Annotated in this window: 31 protein-coding genes; all 31 read left to right on the top strand. The window is 32.4% G+C overall.

Annotated features, from left to right (window positions below; all coding sequences use genetic code 11):
• The coding region (tuf, locus tag PHQ99_02800) for an elongation factor Tu (protein ID MDD4288505.1) at positions 1-128 on the top strand (128 nt) is incomplete at its 5' end.
• A gap of 44 nt (positions 129-172) precedes the next feature.
• Positions 173-481, top strand: a complete 309-nt coding sequence (rpsJ, locus tag PHQ99_02795; protein MDD4288504.1) for a 30S ribosomal protein S10 — start codon at positions 173-175, stop codon at positions 479-481.
• Between the two features lie 116 nt (positions 482-597).
• Positions 598-1,221 (top strand): 50S ribosomal protein L3, encoded by a 624-nt coding sequence (gene rplC / locus PHQ99_02790; GenBank protein ID MDD4288503.1) that lies wholly within the window; start codon positions 598-600, stop codon positions 1,219-1,221.
• Between the two features lie 40 nt (positions 1,222-1,261).
• A complete protein-coding gene (rplD, locus tag PHQ99_02785) occupies positions 1,262-1,891 on the top strand; it encodes a 50S ribosomal protein L4 (protein MDD4288502.1) in 630 nt (209 codons plus the stop codon).
• Positions 1,891-2,178, top strand: coding sequence for a 50S ribosomal protein L23 (rplW, locus tag PHQ99_02780; GenBank protein MDD4288501.1), 288 nt, complete (start codon positions 1,891-1,893; stop codon positions 2,176-2,178). Before rplD ends, rplW begins: the two co-directional genes overlap by 1 nt.
• Positions 2,179-2,211: 33 nt before the next feature.
• Positions 2,212-3,045, top strand: a complete 834-nt coding sequence (gene rplB / locus PHQ99_02775; GenBank protein ID MDD4288500.1) for a 50S ribosomal protein L2 — start codon at positions 2,212-2,214, stop codon at positions 3,043-3,045.
• A gap of 21 nt (positions 3,046-3,066) precedes the next feature.
• The gene (rpsS, locus tag PHQ99_02770) at positions 3,067-3,351 is read left to right on the top strand and encodes a 30S ribosomal protein S19 (protein ID MDD4288499.1); all 285 of its coding nucleotides are present in this window, start codon (positions 3,067-3,069) and stop codon (positions 3,349-3,351) included.
• 58 nt (positions 3,352-3,409) lie between these two features.
• Complete coding sequence (rplV, locus tag PHQ99_02765) at positions 3,410-3,754, top strand: 50S ribosomal protein L22 (GenBank protein ID MDD4288498.1); 345 nt, start codon at positions 3,410-3,412, stop codon at positions 3,752-3,754.
• Entirely contained in the window at positions 3,755-4,516 is a 762-nt protein-coding gene (rpsC, locus tag PHQ99_02760) for a 30S ribosomal protein S3 (GenBank protein MDD4288497.1), read from the top strand.
• A complete protein-coding gene (gene rplP, locus PHQ99_02755) occupies positions 4,500-4,922 on the top strand; it encodes a 50S ribosomal protein L16 (GenBank protein MDD4288496.1) in 423 nt (140 codons plus the stop codon). Before rpsC ends, rplP begins: the two co-directional genes overlap by 17 nt.
• A gap of 1 nt (position 4,923) precedes the next feature.
• On the top strand, positions 4,924-5,148 hold the full coding sequence (gene rpmC / locus PHQ99_02750) for a 50S ribosomal protein L29 (protein MDD4288495.1): 225 nt from the start codon (positions 4,924-4,926) through the stop codon (positions 5,146-5,148).
• 41 nt (positions 5,149-5,189) lie between these two features.
• The gene (gene rpsQ / locus PHQ99_02745) at positions 5,190-5,447 is read left to right on the top strand and encodes a 30S ribosomal protein S17 (GenBank protein ID MDD4288494.1); all 258 of its coding nucleotides are present in this window, start codon (positions 5,190-5,192) and stop codon (positions 5,445-5,447) included.
• A 70-nt stretch (positions 5,448-5,517) separates the two neighbouring features.
• Positions 5,518-5,886, top strand: coding sequence for a 50S ribosomal protein L14 (rplN, locus tag PHQ99_02740; protein MDD4288493.1), 369 nt, complete (start codon positions 5,518-5,520; stop codon positions 5,884-5,886).
• A 23-nt stretch (positions 5,887-5,909) separates the two neighbouring features.
• Positions 5,910-6,242 (top strand): 50S ribosomal protein L24, encoded by a 333-nt coding sequence (rplX, locus tag PHQ99_02735; GenBank protein ID MDD4288492.1) that lies wholly within the window; start codon positions 5,910-5,912, stop codon positions 6,240-6,242.
• 11 nt (positions 6,243-6,253) lie between these two features.
• Entirely contained in the window at positions 6,254-6,802 is a 549-nt protein-coding gene (rplE, locus tag PHQ99_02730) for a 50S ribosomal protein L5 (GenBank protein ID MDD4288491.1), read from the top strand.
• Between the two features lie 25 nt (positions 6,803-6,827).
• Positions 6,828-7,013, top strand: a complete 186-nt coding sequence (locus tag PHQ99_02725; protein ID MDD4288490.1) for a type Z 30S ribosomal protein S14 — start codon at positions 6,828-6,830, stop codon at positions 7,011-7,013.
• Between the two features lie 94 nt (positions 7,014-7,107).
• The gene (rpsH, locus tag PHQ99_02720; protein MDD4288489.1) at positions 7,108-7,506 is read left to right on the top strand and encodes a 30S ribosomal protein S8; all 399 of its coding nucleotides are present in this window, start codon (positions 7,108-7,110) and stop codon (positions 7,504-7,506) included.
• 98 nt (positions 7,507-7,604) lie between these two features.
• Complete coding sequence (gene rplF / locus PHQ99_02715) at positions 7,605-8,153, top strand: 50S ribosomal protein L6 (GenBank protein MDD4288488.1); 549 nt, start codon at positions 7,605-7,607, stop codon at positions 8,151-8,153.
• Positions 8,154-8,203: 50 nt separating this feature from the next.
• Entirely contained in the window at positions 8,204-8,563 is a 360-nt protein-coding gene (gene rplR / locus PHQ99_02710) for a 50S ribosomal protein L18 (protein ID MDD4288487.1), read from the top strand.
• A 69-nt stretch (positions 8,564-8,632) separates the two neighbouring features.
• Positions 8,633-9,133: a 30S ribosomal protein S5 gene (gene rpsE, locus PHQ99_02705; protein ID MDD4288486.1), complete on the top strand. Its 501-nt coding sequence runs from the start codon at positions 8,633-8,635 to the stop codon at positions 9,131-9,133.
• 24 nt (positions 9,134-9,157) lie between these two features.
• Positions 9,158-9,598: a 50S ribosomal protein L15 gene (gene rplO / locus PHQ99_02700; GenBank protein MDD4288485.1), complete on the top strand. Its 441-nt coding sequence runs from the start codon at positions 9,158-9,160 to the stop codon at positions 9,596-9,598.
• On the top strand, positions 9,599-10,867 hold the full coding sequence (gene secY, locus PHQ99_02695; protein ID MDD4288484.1) for a preprotein translocase subunit SecY: 1,269 nt from the start codon (positions 9,599-9,601) through the stop codon (positions 10,865-10,867).
• Positions 10,868-10,908: 41 nt separating this feature from the next.
• Complete coding sequence (locus tag PHQ99_02690; GenBank protein ID MDD4288483.1) at positions 10,909-11,574, top strand: adenylate kinase; 666 nt, start codon at positions 10,909-10,911, stop codon at positions 11,572-11,574.
• A gap of 3 nt (positions 11,575-11,577) precedes the next feature.
• Positions 11,578-12,333 (top strand): type I methionyl aminopeptidase, encoded by a 756-nt coding sequence (map, locus tag PHQ99_02685; GenBank protein ID MDD4288482.1) that lies wholly within the window; start codon positions 11,578-11,580, stop codon positions 12,331-12,333.
• A gap of 57 nt (positions 12,334-12,390) precedes the next feature.
• Positions 12,391-12,606: a translation initiation factor IF-1 gene (infA, locus tag PHQ99_02680; GenBank protein MDD4288481.1), complete on the top strand. Its 216-nt coding sequence runs from the start codon at positions 12,391-12,393 to the stop codon at positions 12,604-12,606.
• A 152-nt stretch (positions 12,607-12,758) separates the two neighbouring features.
• Positions 12,759-12,875, top strand: coding sequence for a 50S ribosomal protein L36 (gene rpmJ, locus PHQ99_02675; GenBank protein MDD4288480.1), 117 nt, complete (start codon positions 12,759-12,761; stop codon positions 12,873-12,875).
• Positions 12,876-12,893: 18 nt separating this feature from the next.
• Positions 12,894-13,265, top strand: coding sequence for a 30S ribosomal protein S13 (gene rpsM, locus PHQ99_02670; protein ID MDD4288479.1), 372 nt, complete (start codon positions 12,894-12,896; stop codon positions 13,263-13,265).
• A gap of 42 nt (positions 13,266-13,307) precedes the next feature.
• A complete protein-coding gene (gene rpsK, locus PHQ99_02665) occupies positions 13,308-13,706 on the top strand; it encodes a 30S ribosomal protein S11 (GenBank protein MDD4288478.1) in 399 nt (132 codons plus the stop codon).
• 111 nt (positions 13,707-13,817) lie between these two features.
• Positions 13,818-14,450: a 30S ribosomal protein S4 gene (gene rpsD, locus PHQ99_02660; protein ID MDD4288477.1), complete on the top strand. Its 633-nt coding sequence runs from the start codon at positions 13,818-13,820 to the stop codon at positions 14,448-14,450.
• A gap of 40 nt (positions 14,451-14,490) precedes the next feature.
• The gene (locus PHQ99_02655) at positions 14,491-15,468 is read left to right on the top strand and encodes a DNA-directed RNA polymerase subunit alpha (GenBank protein ID MDD4288476.1); all 978 of its coding nucleotides are present in this window, start codon (positions 14,491-14,493) and stop codon (positions 15,466-15,468) included.
• The gene (gene rplQ / locus PHQ99_02650) at positions 15,458-15,811 is read left to right on the top strand and encodes a 50S ribosomal protein L17 (protein MDD4288475.1); all 354 of its coding nucleotides are present in this window, start codon (positions 15,458-15,460) and stop codon (positions 15,809-15,811) included. The genes PHQ99_02655 and rplQ overlap by 11 nt, the downstream gene beginning before the upstream one ends.
• The last annotated feature ends 21 nt before the right edge of the window (positions 15,812-15,832 follow it).

Genomic DNA, 15,832 nt, shown 5'->3' with positions numbered 1-15,832 from the left:
CAGGTGATAACATAACAATTACCGGTGAGTTGATTACTCCTATTGCTATGGAAAAAGGAGTACGCTTTGCTATTCGTGAAGGTGGAAGAACCATTGCAGCCGGTGTTGTTACTGAAGTAGTTGAATAGCTGTTATATTTGCTCTTAAATAATGAGGAGGTAGAAATAATAACATGCAAAAAATAAGAATAAGGCTTAGAGGATATGACCACAGAATATTGGATAACTCAGCTTTAAAAATAGTTGATGCAATAAAAAAAACAGGGGGAAAATATTCAGGACCAATTCCTTTGCCGACTGAAATTAATAAATATTGTGTTCTAAGGTCACCACATGTGGATAAAAAATCAAGAGAACAATTTGAAATGAGAACACATAAAAGAATGATCGATATACTTGATCCTTCATCAAAGTCGGTTGAGGCATTAATGCACCTTGATTTACCCTCTGGAATTGATATAGAAATAAAAACATTGGAATAAATAATTGTTATTAAATATTCTATTAAAAAATTAAAACACTTTAATAACAAAAAATAAAATAATTAGGAAATAATAATTATAATAATCTTTATATATCTGCCTGGAGGTGTAGTATTGTGAAAGCTGGCATTTTAGGAAAAAAGATTGGCATGACCAATATATTTTTAGAAAATGGAGATAGCGTAGGAGTAACTTTGTTGAAAGCCGGACCATGTGTGATTGTAAACAAGAGAACAGAAGTAAATGATAAATATGACGCTATTCAACTTGGTTTTGAAGCAATCGAAGAGAAAAAAATAAATAAACCGCAAAAAGGTTATTTTAGCAAGCAAAAAGTCAAACCTTTTAGGTTTCTAAGGGAATTCAAATTCCAAAATAGCGAGACACATGATATTGGTTCAGAAATAAAAGTTGATATGTTTAAGGAAGGTGAAAAAGTAAATATTATAGGTTTTAGCAAAGGGAAAGGATTTGCCGGTTCAATCAAAAGACATAACTTTTCCGGGGGACCTAAAACCCATGGACAAAAAGATTATTACCGAGCTACTGGTTCAATCGGTGCAACCGATGCAGCAAGAGTATTTAAAGGAAAAAAATTGCCAGGTAGAATGGGTAATGAAAAAGTAAAAATAAAAAATATTGAGATAGTTAAAGTTGATATTGATCGAAACTTGATTTTATTAAAGGGAGCTATTCCTGGTCCCAATAATTCTCTTGTAGCGGTCGAAAAAGTATCCTAAGGGTTCTTTTAACTTATCTGCGTAGGAAGGAGAGTATTGCATGGTTGACATGAGTGTTCATAGTGTAGAAGGTGAAAAAATAGGCGAAATAAAACTAAAAGAAGATATGTTCAATGCTAAAATAAATAAACATATCGTTCATCAGATTGTAAAGCGTTATCTTGCTGAGAAAAGAAGAGGTACTGCTTCTGTTAAAGGTAGAAGTGATGTAAGTGGTGGAGGGAAAAAGCCCTGGAAGCAAAAGGGAACAGGCAGAGCGAGAGCAGGTACAACCCGTTCACCTCTTTGGACTGGAGGCGGTGTTGTCTTTGGCCCAGAAAATAGAGATTATGGATATACTATACCGAGAAAGATGCGCTTAGTAGCTTTAAAATCTGTATTATCCGATAAGGTTAAAAATGATAATTTAATCGTATTAGATAAAATTGAGATAGAAAATGGAAAAACCCGTGACATTACAAACATATTTGATAAATTAAAAATTGAACCAGAGAAAAAAATAATCATTGTAATAGAAAAAGATGACGAAAAAATTAAAAGAGCCGTTAATAATTTGCAAAATGCCATGGTCATTACTGCTAATAAGTTAAATACATATGATCTGGTTAATTATCAAAAAATGTTAGTTACTAAAGATGCTTTAAAAATTATAGAGGAGGTATTTGTATAATGACCTCTCAGAAAATCATTTTAATTCATCCAATTATATCCGAAAAGAGCGTTAGGGACAAAGAACAAGGTAAATATTCGTTTAAAGTTGATATGAATTCCAATAAAAGCGAAATAAAAAAGGTTGTTGAAGAGAAGTTTAAGGTTAAGGTAGATAAGGTTAATACTATAAAGGTACCATCAAAAAATAGAAAGATGGGAAGGTTTAGTGGTAAAACATCTCAATGGAAAAAGGCAATTATTACTTTAAGCGATGGTCAAACAATAAAAGAATTGGATAATATTTAAAAATAACATTAGAAAAGAAAGGTGTAGATTAAAGTGGCAGATATAAAAAAGTATAAGCCAACATCAGCTGGTAGAAGGTTTATGACTGTTTCCACCTTTGAAGATATAACTTGCTCAAAACCTGAGAAGAGTTTAACCAAAGGAAAGAGCAAAAAAGCCGGTAGGAATAATGACGGTCGTATCATGGTTAGAAGAAAAGGTGGAGGAACAAAAAGAAAATATCGTTTTATTGATTTCTTAAGGGAAAAAGAAGGTATTCCTGCAAAGGTTGTTTCAATTGAATATGACCCTAATCGTTCTGCCAGAATTGCGTTATTAAAGTATATGGATGGTGAAAAAAGATATATTATATCTCCTGCAAAATTAAAAATAGGCGATGTAATAGTATCGGGTACTAAAGCGGAAATAAGCCCTGGTAATACCAAGGCTTTGAAAGATATTCCACAAGGTACTTTTATTCATAATATCGAAATGAAAAAAGGACAGGGAGCAGTTCTTGCAAGATCTGCAGGAGCAATTGCCCAAATATTGGCAAAAGAGGGTAAGTATGCTCATGTAAAATTACCCTCAGGAGAAGTAAGGCTGATTAATTTAGAATGTTGTGCAACAATAGGACAGGTAGGAAACTTAAACCATTCTAATATCGATCTGGGTAAGGCAGGCAAGAGTAGATGGAAGGGTAGAAGACCAAAGGTACGTGGAGTTGCTATGAATCCAATTGACCACCCTTTAGGTGGTGGTGAAGGAAAATCAGCTGGTGGAAGACATCCTGCTTCACCTAATGGTTTACTGGCAAAGGGTTATCGTACAAGAAAAAAGAAAAAAGATTCAGATAGATATATTGTAAAAAGAAGGACAGATAAATAAATGAGGGGGATTGATTGAAAAATGTCAAGATCAATTAAAAAAGGTCCATATATTGATGAAAAATTATTAAAAAAGGTACGTAATTTGAATAAGAAAAGAAAAAAGGAACCAATAAAGACCTGGTCTAGAAATTCAACTATATTCCCTTTAATGGTAGGACATACAATCGCAGTACACGATGGGAAGAAACATGTTCCAGTTTATATTACTGAGAATATGGTAGGACATAAATTAGGTGAATTTTCACCGACTAGAAGATTTAAAGGACATGGAGCTCATACAGAAAGATCAACATCAATTAAATAGTTATCATTTTCGGGTGATTATTATTTAATGTTTTTAGTAACAAAATAGGAGGAGAAATATGGGTGTAAAATCTGTTGGAAAATATATTCCAATATCTCCCAGAAAATGCCGACAAATGATAGAAGTGATAAAGGGAAAAGATACTGGGTCAGCGTTATTACAATTAAAGTTTTTACCTAATAGATCAGCAAAAATGATTTATAAGGTGCTTAAATCAGCAATATCAAATGCTGAAAATAATCATGACATGAGTGTTGATGATTTATATATAAATAAAGCTTTTGTTGATGAAGGACCTACATTGAAAAGATTTAGAGCGAGGGCAATGGGTAGGGCTGCAAGAATTCATAAAAGAACAAGCCATATCACAATTGAAGTGGAAGAGAAAGGGGTTGAAAGATAATTGGGACAAAAAGTTCACCCAAAAGGTTTACGTATAGGAATTATTAGAGATTGGGATGTTAAATGGTTTAGCCGTAAAGAATATAGTCAGAATGTTTACGAAGATTATAAGATTAGAAGATACATAAAAGATAATTTACAAAATGCAGGCATTTCAACTGTTAATATCGAACGTATTGCTAATAGAATCCGAATAACCATTAACTGTGCTAGACCAGGAATAATTATTGGTAGAAAAGGAGCAGAGGTTAATAAATTAAAAGAAAATCTATCAAAGTTAATTCAGAATAACGATTTGCAAATAAATATAAAGGAAGTGAAAAGTCCGGAAATTGATGGACAGTTAGTTGCTGAAGATATAGCTAATCAATTATTAAGAAGAGCTTCCGCGAAAAGAATTATGAAACAAGCTGCATCAAGAGCTCTTAAGATGAAAGCTGAAGGTATTAAAATAATGATTGCCGGAAGAATAGGTGGAGCTGAAATTGCTAGAACTGAATGGCACATGGAAGGTCGGCTGCCTTTGCATACATTAAGAGCAGATATAGACTATGGTTTTGCTGAAGCAAATACTACCTATGGAAAAGTTGGAGTCAAAGTCTGGATTTTTAAAGGTGAAGTGTTACCAAAAAATAATTTTTCTGGAAAATCAGTGGATTCAGCTGATGAGCAGGACAGAAAATATATAAAAAATAATACTGAGAACACTAATAATAAAAAAGCAGGAATATTAGGGGAGGAAGAAAATGCTCCAACCAACTAGAACTAAATATAGAAAAATGCAACGTGGAAAAATGAAGGGAAAAGCCCAAAAAGGCAATATGATAGCTTTTGGGGAATACGGTTTACAGGCGTTGCAAACAGCATGGATTACAAGTGCACAAATAGAATCGGCAAGAATAGCTGTTACACATGCTATCAAAAGAGGTGGAAAAGTATGGATAAGAGTATTTCCTCATAAATCCGTCACCAAAACTGCTGCTGAAACAAGAATGGGTAAAGGAAAGGGTTCACCGGAATTTTGGGTAGCAGTGGTAAAGCCTGGAACAGTATTATTTGAACTTGGTGGTGTTGAAGAAAAGATAGCAATGGAAGCAATGAGATTGGCTTCTCATAAGTTACCAATTAAGACTCGCTTTGTTATGCGAGAAGAACAGGTGGTGGGATAAATTGAAAGCAAGTGAGTTAAGAGATTTATCTGTTAATGAATTAGAAAAAAAGCTCTCTGATTTGAAAGATGAATTATTTAGCCTCAGATTTCAATCAGTCACAGGTCAACTAAGTAATTTTATGAAAATTAGAGAAGTGAAACACGAAATTGCTCGTACCAAGACGATACTTAGGGAAATTGAGTTAAATAAAAAAATAAACAAACCTGAAAGTATTAAAAGTTAAGTTATAAAAATAATTGAAAAGAAGGATTAAGGTGATGTTTAATGTCAATTTCAACTGAAAAAATAAGCAGAATTGGGAATGTAGTCAGTAATTCAATGGAGAAATCTGTTGTAGTTCAAGTAACTTATTTAGTTGCTCATAAGCTTTATAAGAAAAGAATAAGAAAAAGCTCAAAATTTATGGCTCATGATGAAAAAAACATATGTGAAGTTGGAGATAAAGTTAAAATTGTTTCCTCAAAGCCATTGAGCAAAAGAAAAAGATGGGAAGTTGCGGAAATTATTCAAAAAAGAAAATAGATTTAATGTTTATAATAAAAAACATGTATAGTTTTAATTATCTTATGAATTGTAAGGGAGTGTGGAAAAATTGATACAAATGCAGACAAGACTTTTTGTAGCAGATAATTCTGGTGCTAAGCAAATACAATGTATAAAAGTACTTGGCGGTTCAAGAAAAAGATATGCCAGAATTGGGGAAGTTATTGTAGCTTCTGTGAAAGAAGCAAATGTAGGGGGCACGGCAAAAAAAGGAGAAATAGTAAAAGCCGTTATTGTCAGGACAAAAAAGGAAGTAGGACGGCCCGATGGTTCCTATATTCGTTTTGATGATAATGCGGCTGTTATTATAAATAATCAAAATGAACCAATTGGAACAAGAATATTTGGTCCCGTAGCTAGAGAATTAAGGGATAAAAAATATATGAAAATAATATCCCTCGCTCCCGAAGTGGTATAGGTGTTGGGAAAGGAGATTATAATATGCAAAAAGGGAAAGTGGCTTTAAAAAAAGGAGATAATGTCCTGGTTATATCTGGCGAGGATAAAGGAAAAAAAGGAAAGATAATTGATATTTTTCCAAATAAAAAAGAAATTATCGTAGAAGGTGTGAATTTCTTAAAGAAGCATATGAAACCAACTCAAAAATCACCTCAGGGTGGAATTGTTAAACAGGAAGGACCTATTCATTTATCAAATGTTAGATTGGTTTGCAATAAATGCAGTAAGCCTACAAATATCAAGAGAGATGTTACAAAAGAAGGGTCAAAAGTCCGAGTATGTAAAAAATGTGGAGAAATCATAGACAAAGTCTAGGAGGTTAACAAGTGGTACCCAGACTAAAGCAAAAATATCAGCAGGAAGTTATACCTGCAATAATGAAAAAATATAATTATACAAATAAAATGGCAGTTCCAAAAATTGAAAAAATAGTTATCAATATGGGCTTAGGAAAAGCCAGAGAAGATGCAAAAATAATAGATGAAGCTACTGAGGTTATAACAGCCATTACTGGTCAAAAACCAGTAATCACAAAGTCAAGTAAATCTATATCAAATTTTTCAATAAGAAAAGGAATGCCTGTTGGTTGTAAAGTTACCCTCAGGAGCAATAGAATGTATGAATTTTTAGATAGATTAATTAATGTTGCCATCGCTCGAATTAGGGATTTTCAGGGAATATCTCCTGATTCTTTCGATGGACGAGGTAATTATACATTAGGAATTAAAGAGCAATTAATATTTCCGGAAATTGAATTTGATAGGGTTAACACAACATTGGGAATGAATATAACAATTGCAACAGATTCCAAAAACGATGAAGAAGCAAAGGAACTTTTACGTTTAATTGGCATGCCCTTTAAAAAAGATGAATAACTGTTAAAGAGGAGGTTATTAGATAGTGGCAAAAAAAGCTTTGGTTGTAAAAGCAAAAAAAGAACAGAAATATAAAGTCAGAGAATATAATCGTTGTAATATATGCGGCAGACCAAGAGGTTATATAAGAAAATTTGGAATTTGTCGTATTTGTTTTAGGAAAATGGCACATAATGCTGAATTACCAGGTGTTACTAAATCGAGCTGGTAATGCGTATAGAAAAAAATTATTTAAGTATCAAAAAAACATTTTGCTAGAATTTTAATTTAAAAATTCTATATGATTGCAAGAGGGGAGGATATATATGGGTGTTGTTTCGGATCCAATTGCCGACATGATTACCAGAATTAGAAATGCAAATCGAGCTAGAGGCGGAAGTGTAGAAATACCTTCTTCTAAAATAAAACTGGAAATTGCCAGGATATTAAAAGAGGAAGGTTTTATTAGCGATTATAAATATAAAGAAGATACCAAGCAGGGAACAATTACAATTTTGTTAAAATATTATGAAAGACAGAGAATTATTACGAATTTAAAAAGGATTAGTAAACCCGGGTTAAGAGTTTATGTAAAGAAAGACGATATACCTGAAGTACTGGGTGGATTAGGTATCAGTATTCTATCCACATCTAAGGGAATAATGTCCGGAAAAGAAGCCAAGAAAAAGCATTATGGAGGAGAAGTATTGTGCTATATCTGGTAGTATAAAATCCAGATATTTCGAAAAGCATTCTTTTATAAAGACATATACTTAATACTGAATAAAAGTTAAATCTGATGATTTCATGCAAGGAGGAAAATATGTCCAGAATAGGAAAATTACCCATTGATATTCCAGATGGGATTTCTGTTGATATAAAAAATAAAACAATAACTGCAAAGAAAAATAATCAGGAATTAAACTATAAAATAAACCCTGATATAGAAGTAAAAATTAAAGATAATCAAATATTTGTTGAAAGACCAAGTGATCTTACATTACATCGTTCTTTGCATGGCCTAACAAGAAATTTGATCTTTAATATGATTAAGGGACTTAATGAAGGTTTTGAAAAGACATTAGAAATAGTAGGGGTAGGATATCGGGCTGATGTAAAAGGTAAAGACCTTGAACTAAGTCTGGGTTATTCTCACCCAATTAAAGTTCAGGCACCTGAAGGAATTGAATTTATTGTTGATAAACAAAAAATAATTAAAGTAAAAGGTGCCGATAAGCAATTAGTTGGAAAAATTGCATCTGAGATAAGAAATTATCGTAAGCCAGAGCCGTACAAAGGAAAAGGAATTAAGTACATAGATGAACATGTAAGAAGGAAAGTCGGTAAGGCTGGAGCAACAGCCGGCAGTTAATTAATAATATTTAGTTATTAGTAATACCAGAAAGAGGTGTACATAGTTTTATGAAAGATAAAAAGACAATGGCGTGGATTAGAAGAAAAAAAGGTATCAGAAAAAAAATATATGGTACCAGCGAAAAACCTAGAGTAACTGTTTTTCGTAGTTCAAAGAATATTTATGTACAAGCTATTGATGATGATGAAGGAAAGACACTATTATCCTTATCTACATTATCTCCTGAAGTAAAGAAAGAAATATCATATGGAGGAAATGCAAAAGCTGCTGAAGTAGCCGGGAAAATATTAAATAAAAAATTAATAGATAAGGGAATTAATCAAGTTGTGTTCGATAGAAATGGATATTTGTTTCACGGTAGAATCAAGTCCTTAGCAGATCAGATAAAATTAAAGGAAAAGAAATAAATCTGTATTTCAAATATAATTTATATAATTAAAAAGATTTAATAATCGATAGGGAGAGGAGATGAATACATGCAGAGGGTTACAAATGAAGAACAGGAATTTAAAGAAAGCGTGGTTTTTGTAAATAGAGTAAGCAAAGTCGTTAAAGGTGGAAGAAGATTTGGCTTTAGTGCCATGGTCGTAGTGGGGAACGGTAATGGTTCTGTAGGGATTGGATATGGTAAGGCAAAAGATGTATCAGATGCAATTAAAAAAGGTGTTACAAAAGCAAAGAAGGAAATGTATAAAATCAAGACAAGGAAAAATACAATACCTCATACTGTTACAGGTGTACATAGTGGTGCTAAAGTATTTTTGCGGCCTGCTTCTCCAGGAACAGGAGTTATCGCTGGTGGTGCTGTTAGGGCAATTATTGAAGCAGCAGGAATACAAGATATTCTTACAAAATCATTAGGCAGTGATAATAACTTAAACATTGTAAGAGCTACAATGAAAGCCTTGCTAAGCCTAAAAAATGCCAGAGAAGTTGCTAAACTAAGAGGAATTCCTGTAGAGAAAATATATAGTTAATCGTAACTGAGGGGGAATATAATAATGAAGTTAAATAACTTAGAAAAAAGTCCCGGGTCAGTCCATGCCAAAAAACGTGTAGGCAGAGGCAATGCTTCCGGAAATGGTACAACTGCCGGTAGAGGAATGAATGGACAAAAAAGCAGATCTGGTTCGAAAACAAGGTCATATTTTGAAGGTGGTCAAATGCCATTAAGCCGTAGAATACCGAAACGCGGTTTTTGTAATATTTTTAAGAAAGAATATGCAATTATAAATCTTGAAAAATTAAATAGATTTAATGACGATGAAGTTATAAATCCCGAACGATTTTTGGAAGAAGGCATGATAAAAAAAATCGGGGATGGCATTAAAATACTTGGCGGAGGAGCAATAAATAAAAAAATAACAGTACGAGCGCACCGTTTTAGCCAGGAAGCTATAAAGAAAATAGAATCAGCCGGTGGGAAGGTTGAGGTGATTTAAGTGCTGGATCAACTTCGTAGTCTATTCAAAATACCTGATTTAAAAAGCCGTCTTTTATTTACATTAGCAATGTTGATTGTAGTTAGACTGGGTAGTCATATTCCTTTACCCGGAATTGATAAACAAGCAATGGCAAACTTATTAACACAAGGTGGAATTCTTGGTTTTTTTGATCTTTTTGCAGGTGGCGCATTAAGTCGTTTTTCACTATTTGCATTAGGAATTATGCCATATATTAATGCTTCTATTATCATGTCACTATTGCAGTCAGTAGTTCCATTGTTTGAACAATGGGCAAAAGAAGGACAGGAAGGAAGAACCAAATTAAATCGAATAACACGATATGGCACTGTAGTTTTAGGGTTAATACAGGCTGTTGGTATTAGCGCATGGCTGGAAAGTCTACAGGTATTAATGATTAGTGGTTTAATGTTCAGATTTTTATTGGTTATCAGTTTGACTGCAGGTACATGTTTTTTAATGTGGCTGGGTGAGCAAATTAGCGACTATGGGATTGGTAATGGAATTTCAATAATAATATTTGCCGGAATTGTTGCCAGAATACCAACTGAGATTATACAAACATGGAATTTATTCAGAGTTGGAGAGATAAGCATTATATCACTTATAAGTCTGGTAGTAGTTATTGTTTTAGTTATTGCAGGAGTCGTTGCAATCCAACAAGGTCAAAGACGTATTCCTGTGCAGTATGCAAAAAGAGTTATAGGTCGAAAATTATATGGTGGACAAGGCACCCATATACCGCTAAGGGTTAACCAGGCCGGTGTTATTCCTATTATATTTGCCTCAGCCATATTAATATTTCCAGGTACTATCGCACAATTTTTTCAAGGTTCTGCTTTTATGCAAAAAGTATCAGCAGCTCTTTCACCTGGTACGCCATTATACTTAACCTTATATGCTATATTGATTTTAGTGTTCACGTTTTTCTATACAGCTATAACCTTTAATCCTCAAAATATGGCGGATAATTTAAAAAAATACGGAGGTTTTATACCTGGAAGAAGACCTGGGAAAGCAACTGCAATGTATATTGATAATATTATGACCAGAATAACATTAAGTGGGGCTATATTTTTGGCAATTATAGCAATACTTCCAAACATATTAATCGAAATTACAGGAATTACTACTATATATTTTGGTGGCACTTCTGTTTTAATCATGGTCGGTGTTGCTCTGGAAACAGTTCAACAGATAGAATCTCATATGCTAATGAGACATTATGAAGGTTTTATAAAGAAATAATAACTATTAATTATTTATAAATAATAAATAAGGGGATTTTCATGATAATTGTATTATTAGGTCCTCCTGGAGCAGGTAAGGGAACCATTGCCCATGAAATAAAAAAGGAGAATGATATCCCAATTATTTCTACAGGAGATATTTTAAGGAATGCCATAAAAAATGAAACTGATTTAGGTAAGAAAGCACAATCTTATATGAACTCAGGCAAATTAGTTCCTGATAATTTGATTATGAAAATAATCGAGGACAGAATAATAAAAAGTGATTGCCAGTCCGGATTTATGTTTGATGGTTTTCCAAGAACTATACAGCAGGCTATTGATTTGGATTTATTAATGAAAAGTTTATCCATTAAAATTGATCAGGTGTTTTATTTTGAGACTTCAAAAAAAACAATATTAGAAAGGTTATCATCCAGAAGGGTTTGTACTAAATGTGGTGCCATTTATAATCTTAATTATGATCCTCCGCAAGTAGAAGGAACATGTGATATTTGCGGTGGAAAGCTTATTCAAAGAGATGATGACAAGGAAGAAACAATTTTACAGCGACTCGAAGTATTTAATAATGAAACATTGCCACTTGTGGATTACTATCAAAAGAGACATCTATTAACAAGGGTTAATTCGAATATTGAACTTGAAGAGAGGTTAAAAGTAGTAAAGGACACTCTAAGTAATCTTGGAATTAGCAGAAAGAAATAATGTATGGTTATAATAAAAACAGATAAAGAGATTCAACAGATAAAGAAAAGTTGCCAGCTAACAGCAAATACGTTAAAATATATCTCTGATAAAGTGAAACCTGGTATAAAAACTATTGATATTGATAAAATGGCAGAGGATTACATTATAAAGCATGGCGGGAAACCATCATTCAAGGGATATGGCCCTGAAGGTAATGAGTTTCCTTCATCTGCATGTATTTCCATAAATGATGAAATAGTGCATGGAATACCAGGTGAAAGAATTTTAAGAGAAGGTGATATTGTTAGTATAGATATTGGGACTTATTTAAATGGTTATTATGGAGACAGTGCTGTTACTGTGGCTGTTGGAAAGATAAGTAAAGTAGCTGAAGAATTAATTAAAACAACAAAAGAATGTTTATATGAAGGTATTAAGAAAGCACAGAATGGTAACTATTTAGGTGATATAGGTTACGCAATTCAAACTTTAGCTGAAAAAAGGAACTTTTCTGTAGTCAGGGAATTTGTTGGCCATGGTGTTGGCTTGAAGGTTCATGAAGATCCACAAATACCTAATTATGGTAGACCTAAAACAGGTATGAAATTAGAAAAAGGTATGGTAATAGCTATAGAGCCAATGATAAATGAAGGTAAATATCAAACAATCAGTGGTAGTGATGGATGGACAGTAAAAACTGCTGATGGAAGTTTGTCAGCTCATTTTGAACATACTATAGCAATATATGAAAAAAATAATGAAATATTAACAGTATGAAATTAAAGACAATTTCAGGAACTATACATTATTTTTTAAATGGGAGATGATTGTATAATGGGTAAAGAAAAATATGTAGAAATGAAAGGAACTGTAACCCAGGCACTACCTAATGCAACTTTTAAAGTTGAATTAGAGAATGGTTGCGAAGTATTAGCACATATATCTGGTAAGATTAGAATGCATTTTATACGTATATTGCCTGGAGATAAGGTAAAAGTTGAAATTTCTCCATATGATTTAAGTAGAGGTAGAATTATATATCGATTATAATGAATAGGTATATATAAAATATTGAAATAATATATAACATAATCTATTATATATTAAATTGTATTTAAGTGTAGCTATATACCTATAGTTCGAATTATAATATTTTTTATTTAGGTGTATTCAAGATTTTATAGCAGGAGAGGAATTAAAAAATGAAAGTCAGAACATCTGTAAAAAAGATTTGTGAAAAATGTAAATTAATAAGAAGACATGGAAAAATAATGGTAATATGCAATAATCCCAAGCATAAACAAAAACAGGGAAAATAATAAAGGGGGAAAAATTATATGGCTAGGATTAGCGGTGTTGACATACCAAATAATAAAAATATAGATTGTGCATTGACATATATATATGGTATTGGATATACATTATCAAGAAAGATACTGACTGAAGCAGGTATTAACTTTGAAACTAAAGTAAAAGATTTAAAGGATGAAGAGATTAACAAAATTAGGGATTTGATTGGCAAAGACCTTAAGGTTGAAGGAGAACTAAGAAGTCAAAGAACTGCAGATATAAAAAGGTTAATGGAAATTGGTTCTTATCGGGGATTAAGACATAAAAGAAGCTTGCCTGTTAGAGGACAACGAACAAGTACTAATGCGAGAACAAGAAAAGGACCACGAAGAACTGTTGGTATTAAAAGAAGTAAGTAATATAGAATTTTACGTTTTATAATTATTGGAAAGGAGAATATTTTGGCTACAAAAAAGCAGGCAAAAAAAGTCAGAAAGAAAAAAGTAAGAAAGAATATATTAAAAGGCATTGTACACATTCAATCAACTTTTAATAATACCATTGTAGCTATTTCAGATACGGAAGGAAATATTGTTTCCTGGGCAAGTGCAGGATCTATTGGAAATAAGGGAAGTAAAAAAAGTACTTCGTTTGCAGCACAAAGAACAGCTGAGGAAGCCGGGAAAAAAGCAATGGATCAAGGTATGAGAGATATAGATGTGTATGTAAAAGGTCCTGGATCCGGGAGAGAAACGGCTATACGCTCATTACAGGCAATTGGTTTCAAAATAAATACAATAAGAGATGTTACACCGATACCACATAATGGTTGCAGACCTCCTAAACAGCGTAGAGTTTAGCTTTTGGTGTGATCTAATAAATAATGAATAAAATGATAATTATAAATATCTAAATAAGTAATGTTAATTATTTATAAATAATACATAATTTTACCTTAAGGAGGTAATTACATGGCTAGATATACGGGTCCTGTTTGTCGGCTATGCCGAAGACAGGGAACCAAGTTATTTTTAAAGGGAGAAAGGTGTTATACTGAAAAATGTGCAGTTGAAAAAAGAGAAAATGCACCAGGTAAAAGTTCCCAAAGCAGAAGAGTGAGAAAATTATCAAACTATGCCATTCAGTTGAAAGAAAAACAGAAGATGAAAGATATGTATGGTCTTTTAGAAAAACAATTTAGTAATCTTTTTGAAAAGGCAGAGAAGAAACATGGAGTAACCGGTGAGAACTTTATTCAGTTTTTAGAAAGAAGATTGGATAATATTGTTTACCGTTTGGGTTTTGCCAATTCGAGAGCAAAAGCCAGGCAGCTTGTTAGACATTCCCATATTTTGGTAAATGGTAAAAAAGTTAACATACCTTCCTATATGGCAGAATTAAATGATGTTATAGAAGTCAGGGGAAAAAGCCAGAGTATTAATGAATTGAAAGAACTAAAAGAAGAAGAGAGAGAAGTTAATGTTCCTTCGTGGCTAGAAGCCGATATTAAAAATTTAAAAGGGAAAGTGGTTAAGCTTCCTTCTAAAGAAGACATTGATATGCCTATTGATGAAAAGCTAGTCGTTGAATTCTATTCCAGATAAAATGGCACTTAACAATCAATACCGGAAGGAGATATTTCAATTGTTAGATATAAATAATATTAAAATAAAAATAGAAAATTTAACAGATAGTTATGGGCGTTTTATAATTGAGCCATTGGATAAAGGCTATGGTACAACTTTAGGTAATTCCTTAAGAAGAGTGTTATTATCTTCTTTAACTGGTGCAAGTGCAACTGCAGTAAGGTTTGAAGGAGTTGTTCATGAATTTTCTACAATACCCGGTGTAAAGGAAGATGTTAATGAAATTCTTCTAAACACAAAAGCCATTGTTTTTAAAATGTATGGTAGTAATTCTGAAGTATTAAGACTAAAAGCAAGTGGAAAAGGTATTGTAAAAGCAGGAGATATAACTCCGAACATAAATGTGGAGATCTTAAATCCAAATAGCACGATAGCCACTTTGAGCGATGATGGTAAATTGGATATGGAGATAATCGTTGAAGAAGGCACTGGATATATTACTGCGCCAGAAAATAAAAAGAAAGACCAGGCTATTAATTATATAACTATTGATTCAATGTTTTCACCTGTTATTAAGGTAGCATATAATATTGAAAAAACAAGTTCTGACCAGTTTATGAATTATGAAAAACTTGTTATGGATATATATACAAATAAAAGTATATTGCCAGACGAAGCGCTAAGCAAAGCTTCAAATATTCTTATTAAATATTTAAAGTTGTTTACAAAATTTTCTCCTGATGAAATGGAGTCTATAACTGATCAAATTGCAGAGGAAGAGAATGAAAATAATGAACAGAAAAAATTATTAGAAAAAAGCATAGAGGAACTTGATTTTTCAGTAAGATCATACAATTGTTTAAAGAAGTCTAATATTAATTCTTTCGGTGATATTATCAGTAAAACAGAAGAAGAAATAATGGGAATAAAAAATTTAGGTAAAAAGTCTTTTGAAGAAATCAAGGATAAAGTAAAAGAATTCGGCCTTTCTTTGAAAGATACTGAGATACAAAGGAGTGAGTCTGATGAGACATAGAAACTTAAAAAGAAAGTTAAATGTGGATACCAGCCATAGAAGGGCATTATTATCTAATTTGTCCATATCTATGATTATAAATCGAAAAATTAATACAACATTTCCTAAAGCAAAAGAATTGCAAAAATACTTAGAAAAAATAGTTACTGTAGCAAAAGAAGATAATCTACAATCAAGAAGGAAAGTATTCAAATCTATACAGAACAAACATGCTATCAAACTCCTTTTTGAAGAGATTAGTCCTCAGTACAAAGAAAGAAACGGGGGCTATACAAGAATTATTAAAGCCGGTTTTCGAAAAGGTGATGCAGCCCCGATGGCAGTTATAGAATTTGTTAAATAAAATATAGAAAATAATAAGGTT

The organism is Atribacterota bacterium, assembly GCA_028703475.1.
Lineage (GTDB): Bacteria > Atribacterota > Phoenicimicrobiia > Phoenicimicrobiales > Stramentimicrobiaceae > JAQVMU01.
This window is presented reverse-complemented; position numbering and strand designations above follow the sequence as displayed.

Bases quoted from the DNA above. Each gene is read 5' to 3' on its own strand.
- rpsJ (MDD4288504.1), top strand. From the start codon at position 173: ATGCAAAAAATAAGAATAAGGCTTAGAGGATATGACCACAGAATATTG.
- rplD (MDD4288502.1), top strand. From the start codon at position 1,262: ATGGTTGACATGAGTGTTCATAGTGTAGAAGGTGAAAAAATAGGCGAA.
- rplW (MDD4288501.1), top strand. From the start codon at position 1,891: ATGACCTCTCAGAAAATCATTTTAATTCATCCAATTATATCCGAAAAG.
- rpsS (MDD4288499.1), top strand. From the start codon at position 3,067: ATGTCAAGATCAATTAAAAAAGGTCCATATATTGATGAAAAATTATTA.
- rplV (MDD4288498.1), top strand. From the start codon at position 3,410: ATGGGTGTAAAATCTGTTGGAAAATATATTCCAATATCTCCCAGAAAA.
- rplP (MDD4288496.1), top strand. From the start codon at position 4,500: ATGCTCCAACCAACTAGAACTAAATATAGAAAAATGCAACGTGGAAAA.
- rpsQ (MDD4288494.1), top strand. From the start codon at position 5,190: ATGTCAATTTCAACTGAAAAAATAAGCAGAATTGGGAATGTAGTCAGT.
- rplX (MDD4288492.1), top strand. From the start codon at position 5,910: ATGCAAAAAGGGAAAGTGGCTTTAAAAAAAGGAGATAATGTCCTGGTT.
- rpsH (MDD4288489.1), top strand. From the start codon at position 7,108: ATGGGTGTTGTTTCGGATCCAATTGCCGACATGATTACCAGAATTAGA.
- rplF (MDD4288488.1), top strand. From the start codon at position 7,605: ATGTCCAGAATAGGAAAATTACCCATTGATATTCCAGATGGGATTTCT.
- rplR (MDD4288487.1), top strand. From the start codon at position 8,204: ATGAAAGATAAAAAGACAATGGCGTGGATTAGAAGAAAAAAAGGTATC.
- rpsE (MDD4288486.1), top strand. From the start codon at position 8,633: ATGCAGAGGGTTACAAATGAAGAACAGGAATTTAAAGAAAGCGTGGTT.
- rplO (MDD4288485.1), top strand. From the start codon at position 9,158: ATGAAGTTAAATAACTTAGAAAAAAGTCCCGGGTCAGTCCATGCCAAA.
- PHQ99_02690 (MDD4288483.1), top strand. From the start codon at position 10,909: ATGATAATTGTATTATTAGGTCCTCCTGGAGCAGGTAAGGGAACCATT.
- map (MDD4288482.1), top strand. From the start codon at position 11,578: ATGGTTATAATAAAAACAGATAAAGAGATTCAACAGATAAAGAAAAGT.
- infA (MDD4288481.1), top strand. From the start codon at position 12,391: ATGGGTAAAGAAAAATATGTAGAAATGAAAGGAACTGTAACCCAGGCA.
- rpmJ (MDD4288480.1), top strand. From the start codon at position 12,759: ATGAAAGTCAGAACATCTGTAAAAAAGATTTGTGAAAAATGTAAATTA.
- rpsM (MDD4288479.1), top strand. From the start codon at position 12,894: ATGGCTAGGATTAGCGGTGTTGACATACCAAATAATAAAAATATAGAT.
- rpsD (MDD4288477.1), top strand. From the start codon at position 13,818: ATGGCTAGATATACGGGTCCTGTTTGTCGGCTATGCCGAAGACAGGGA.
- rplQ (MDD4288475.1), top strand. From the start codon at position 15,458: ATGAGACATAGAAACTTAAAAAGAAAGTTAAATGTGGATACCAGCCAT.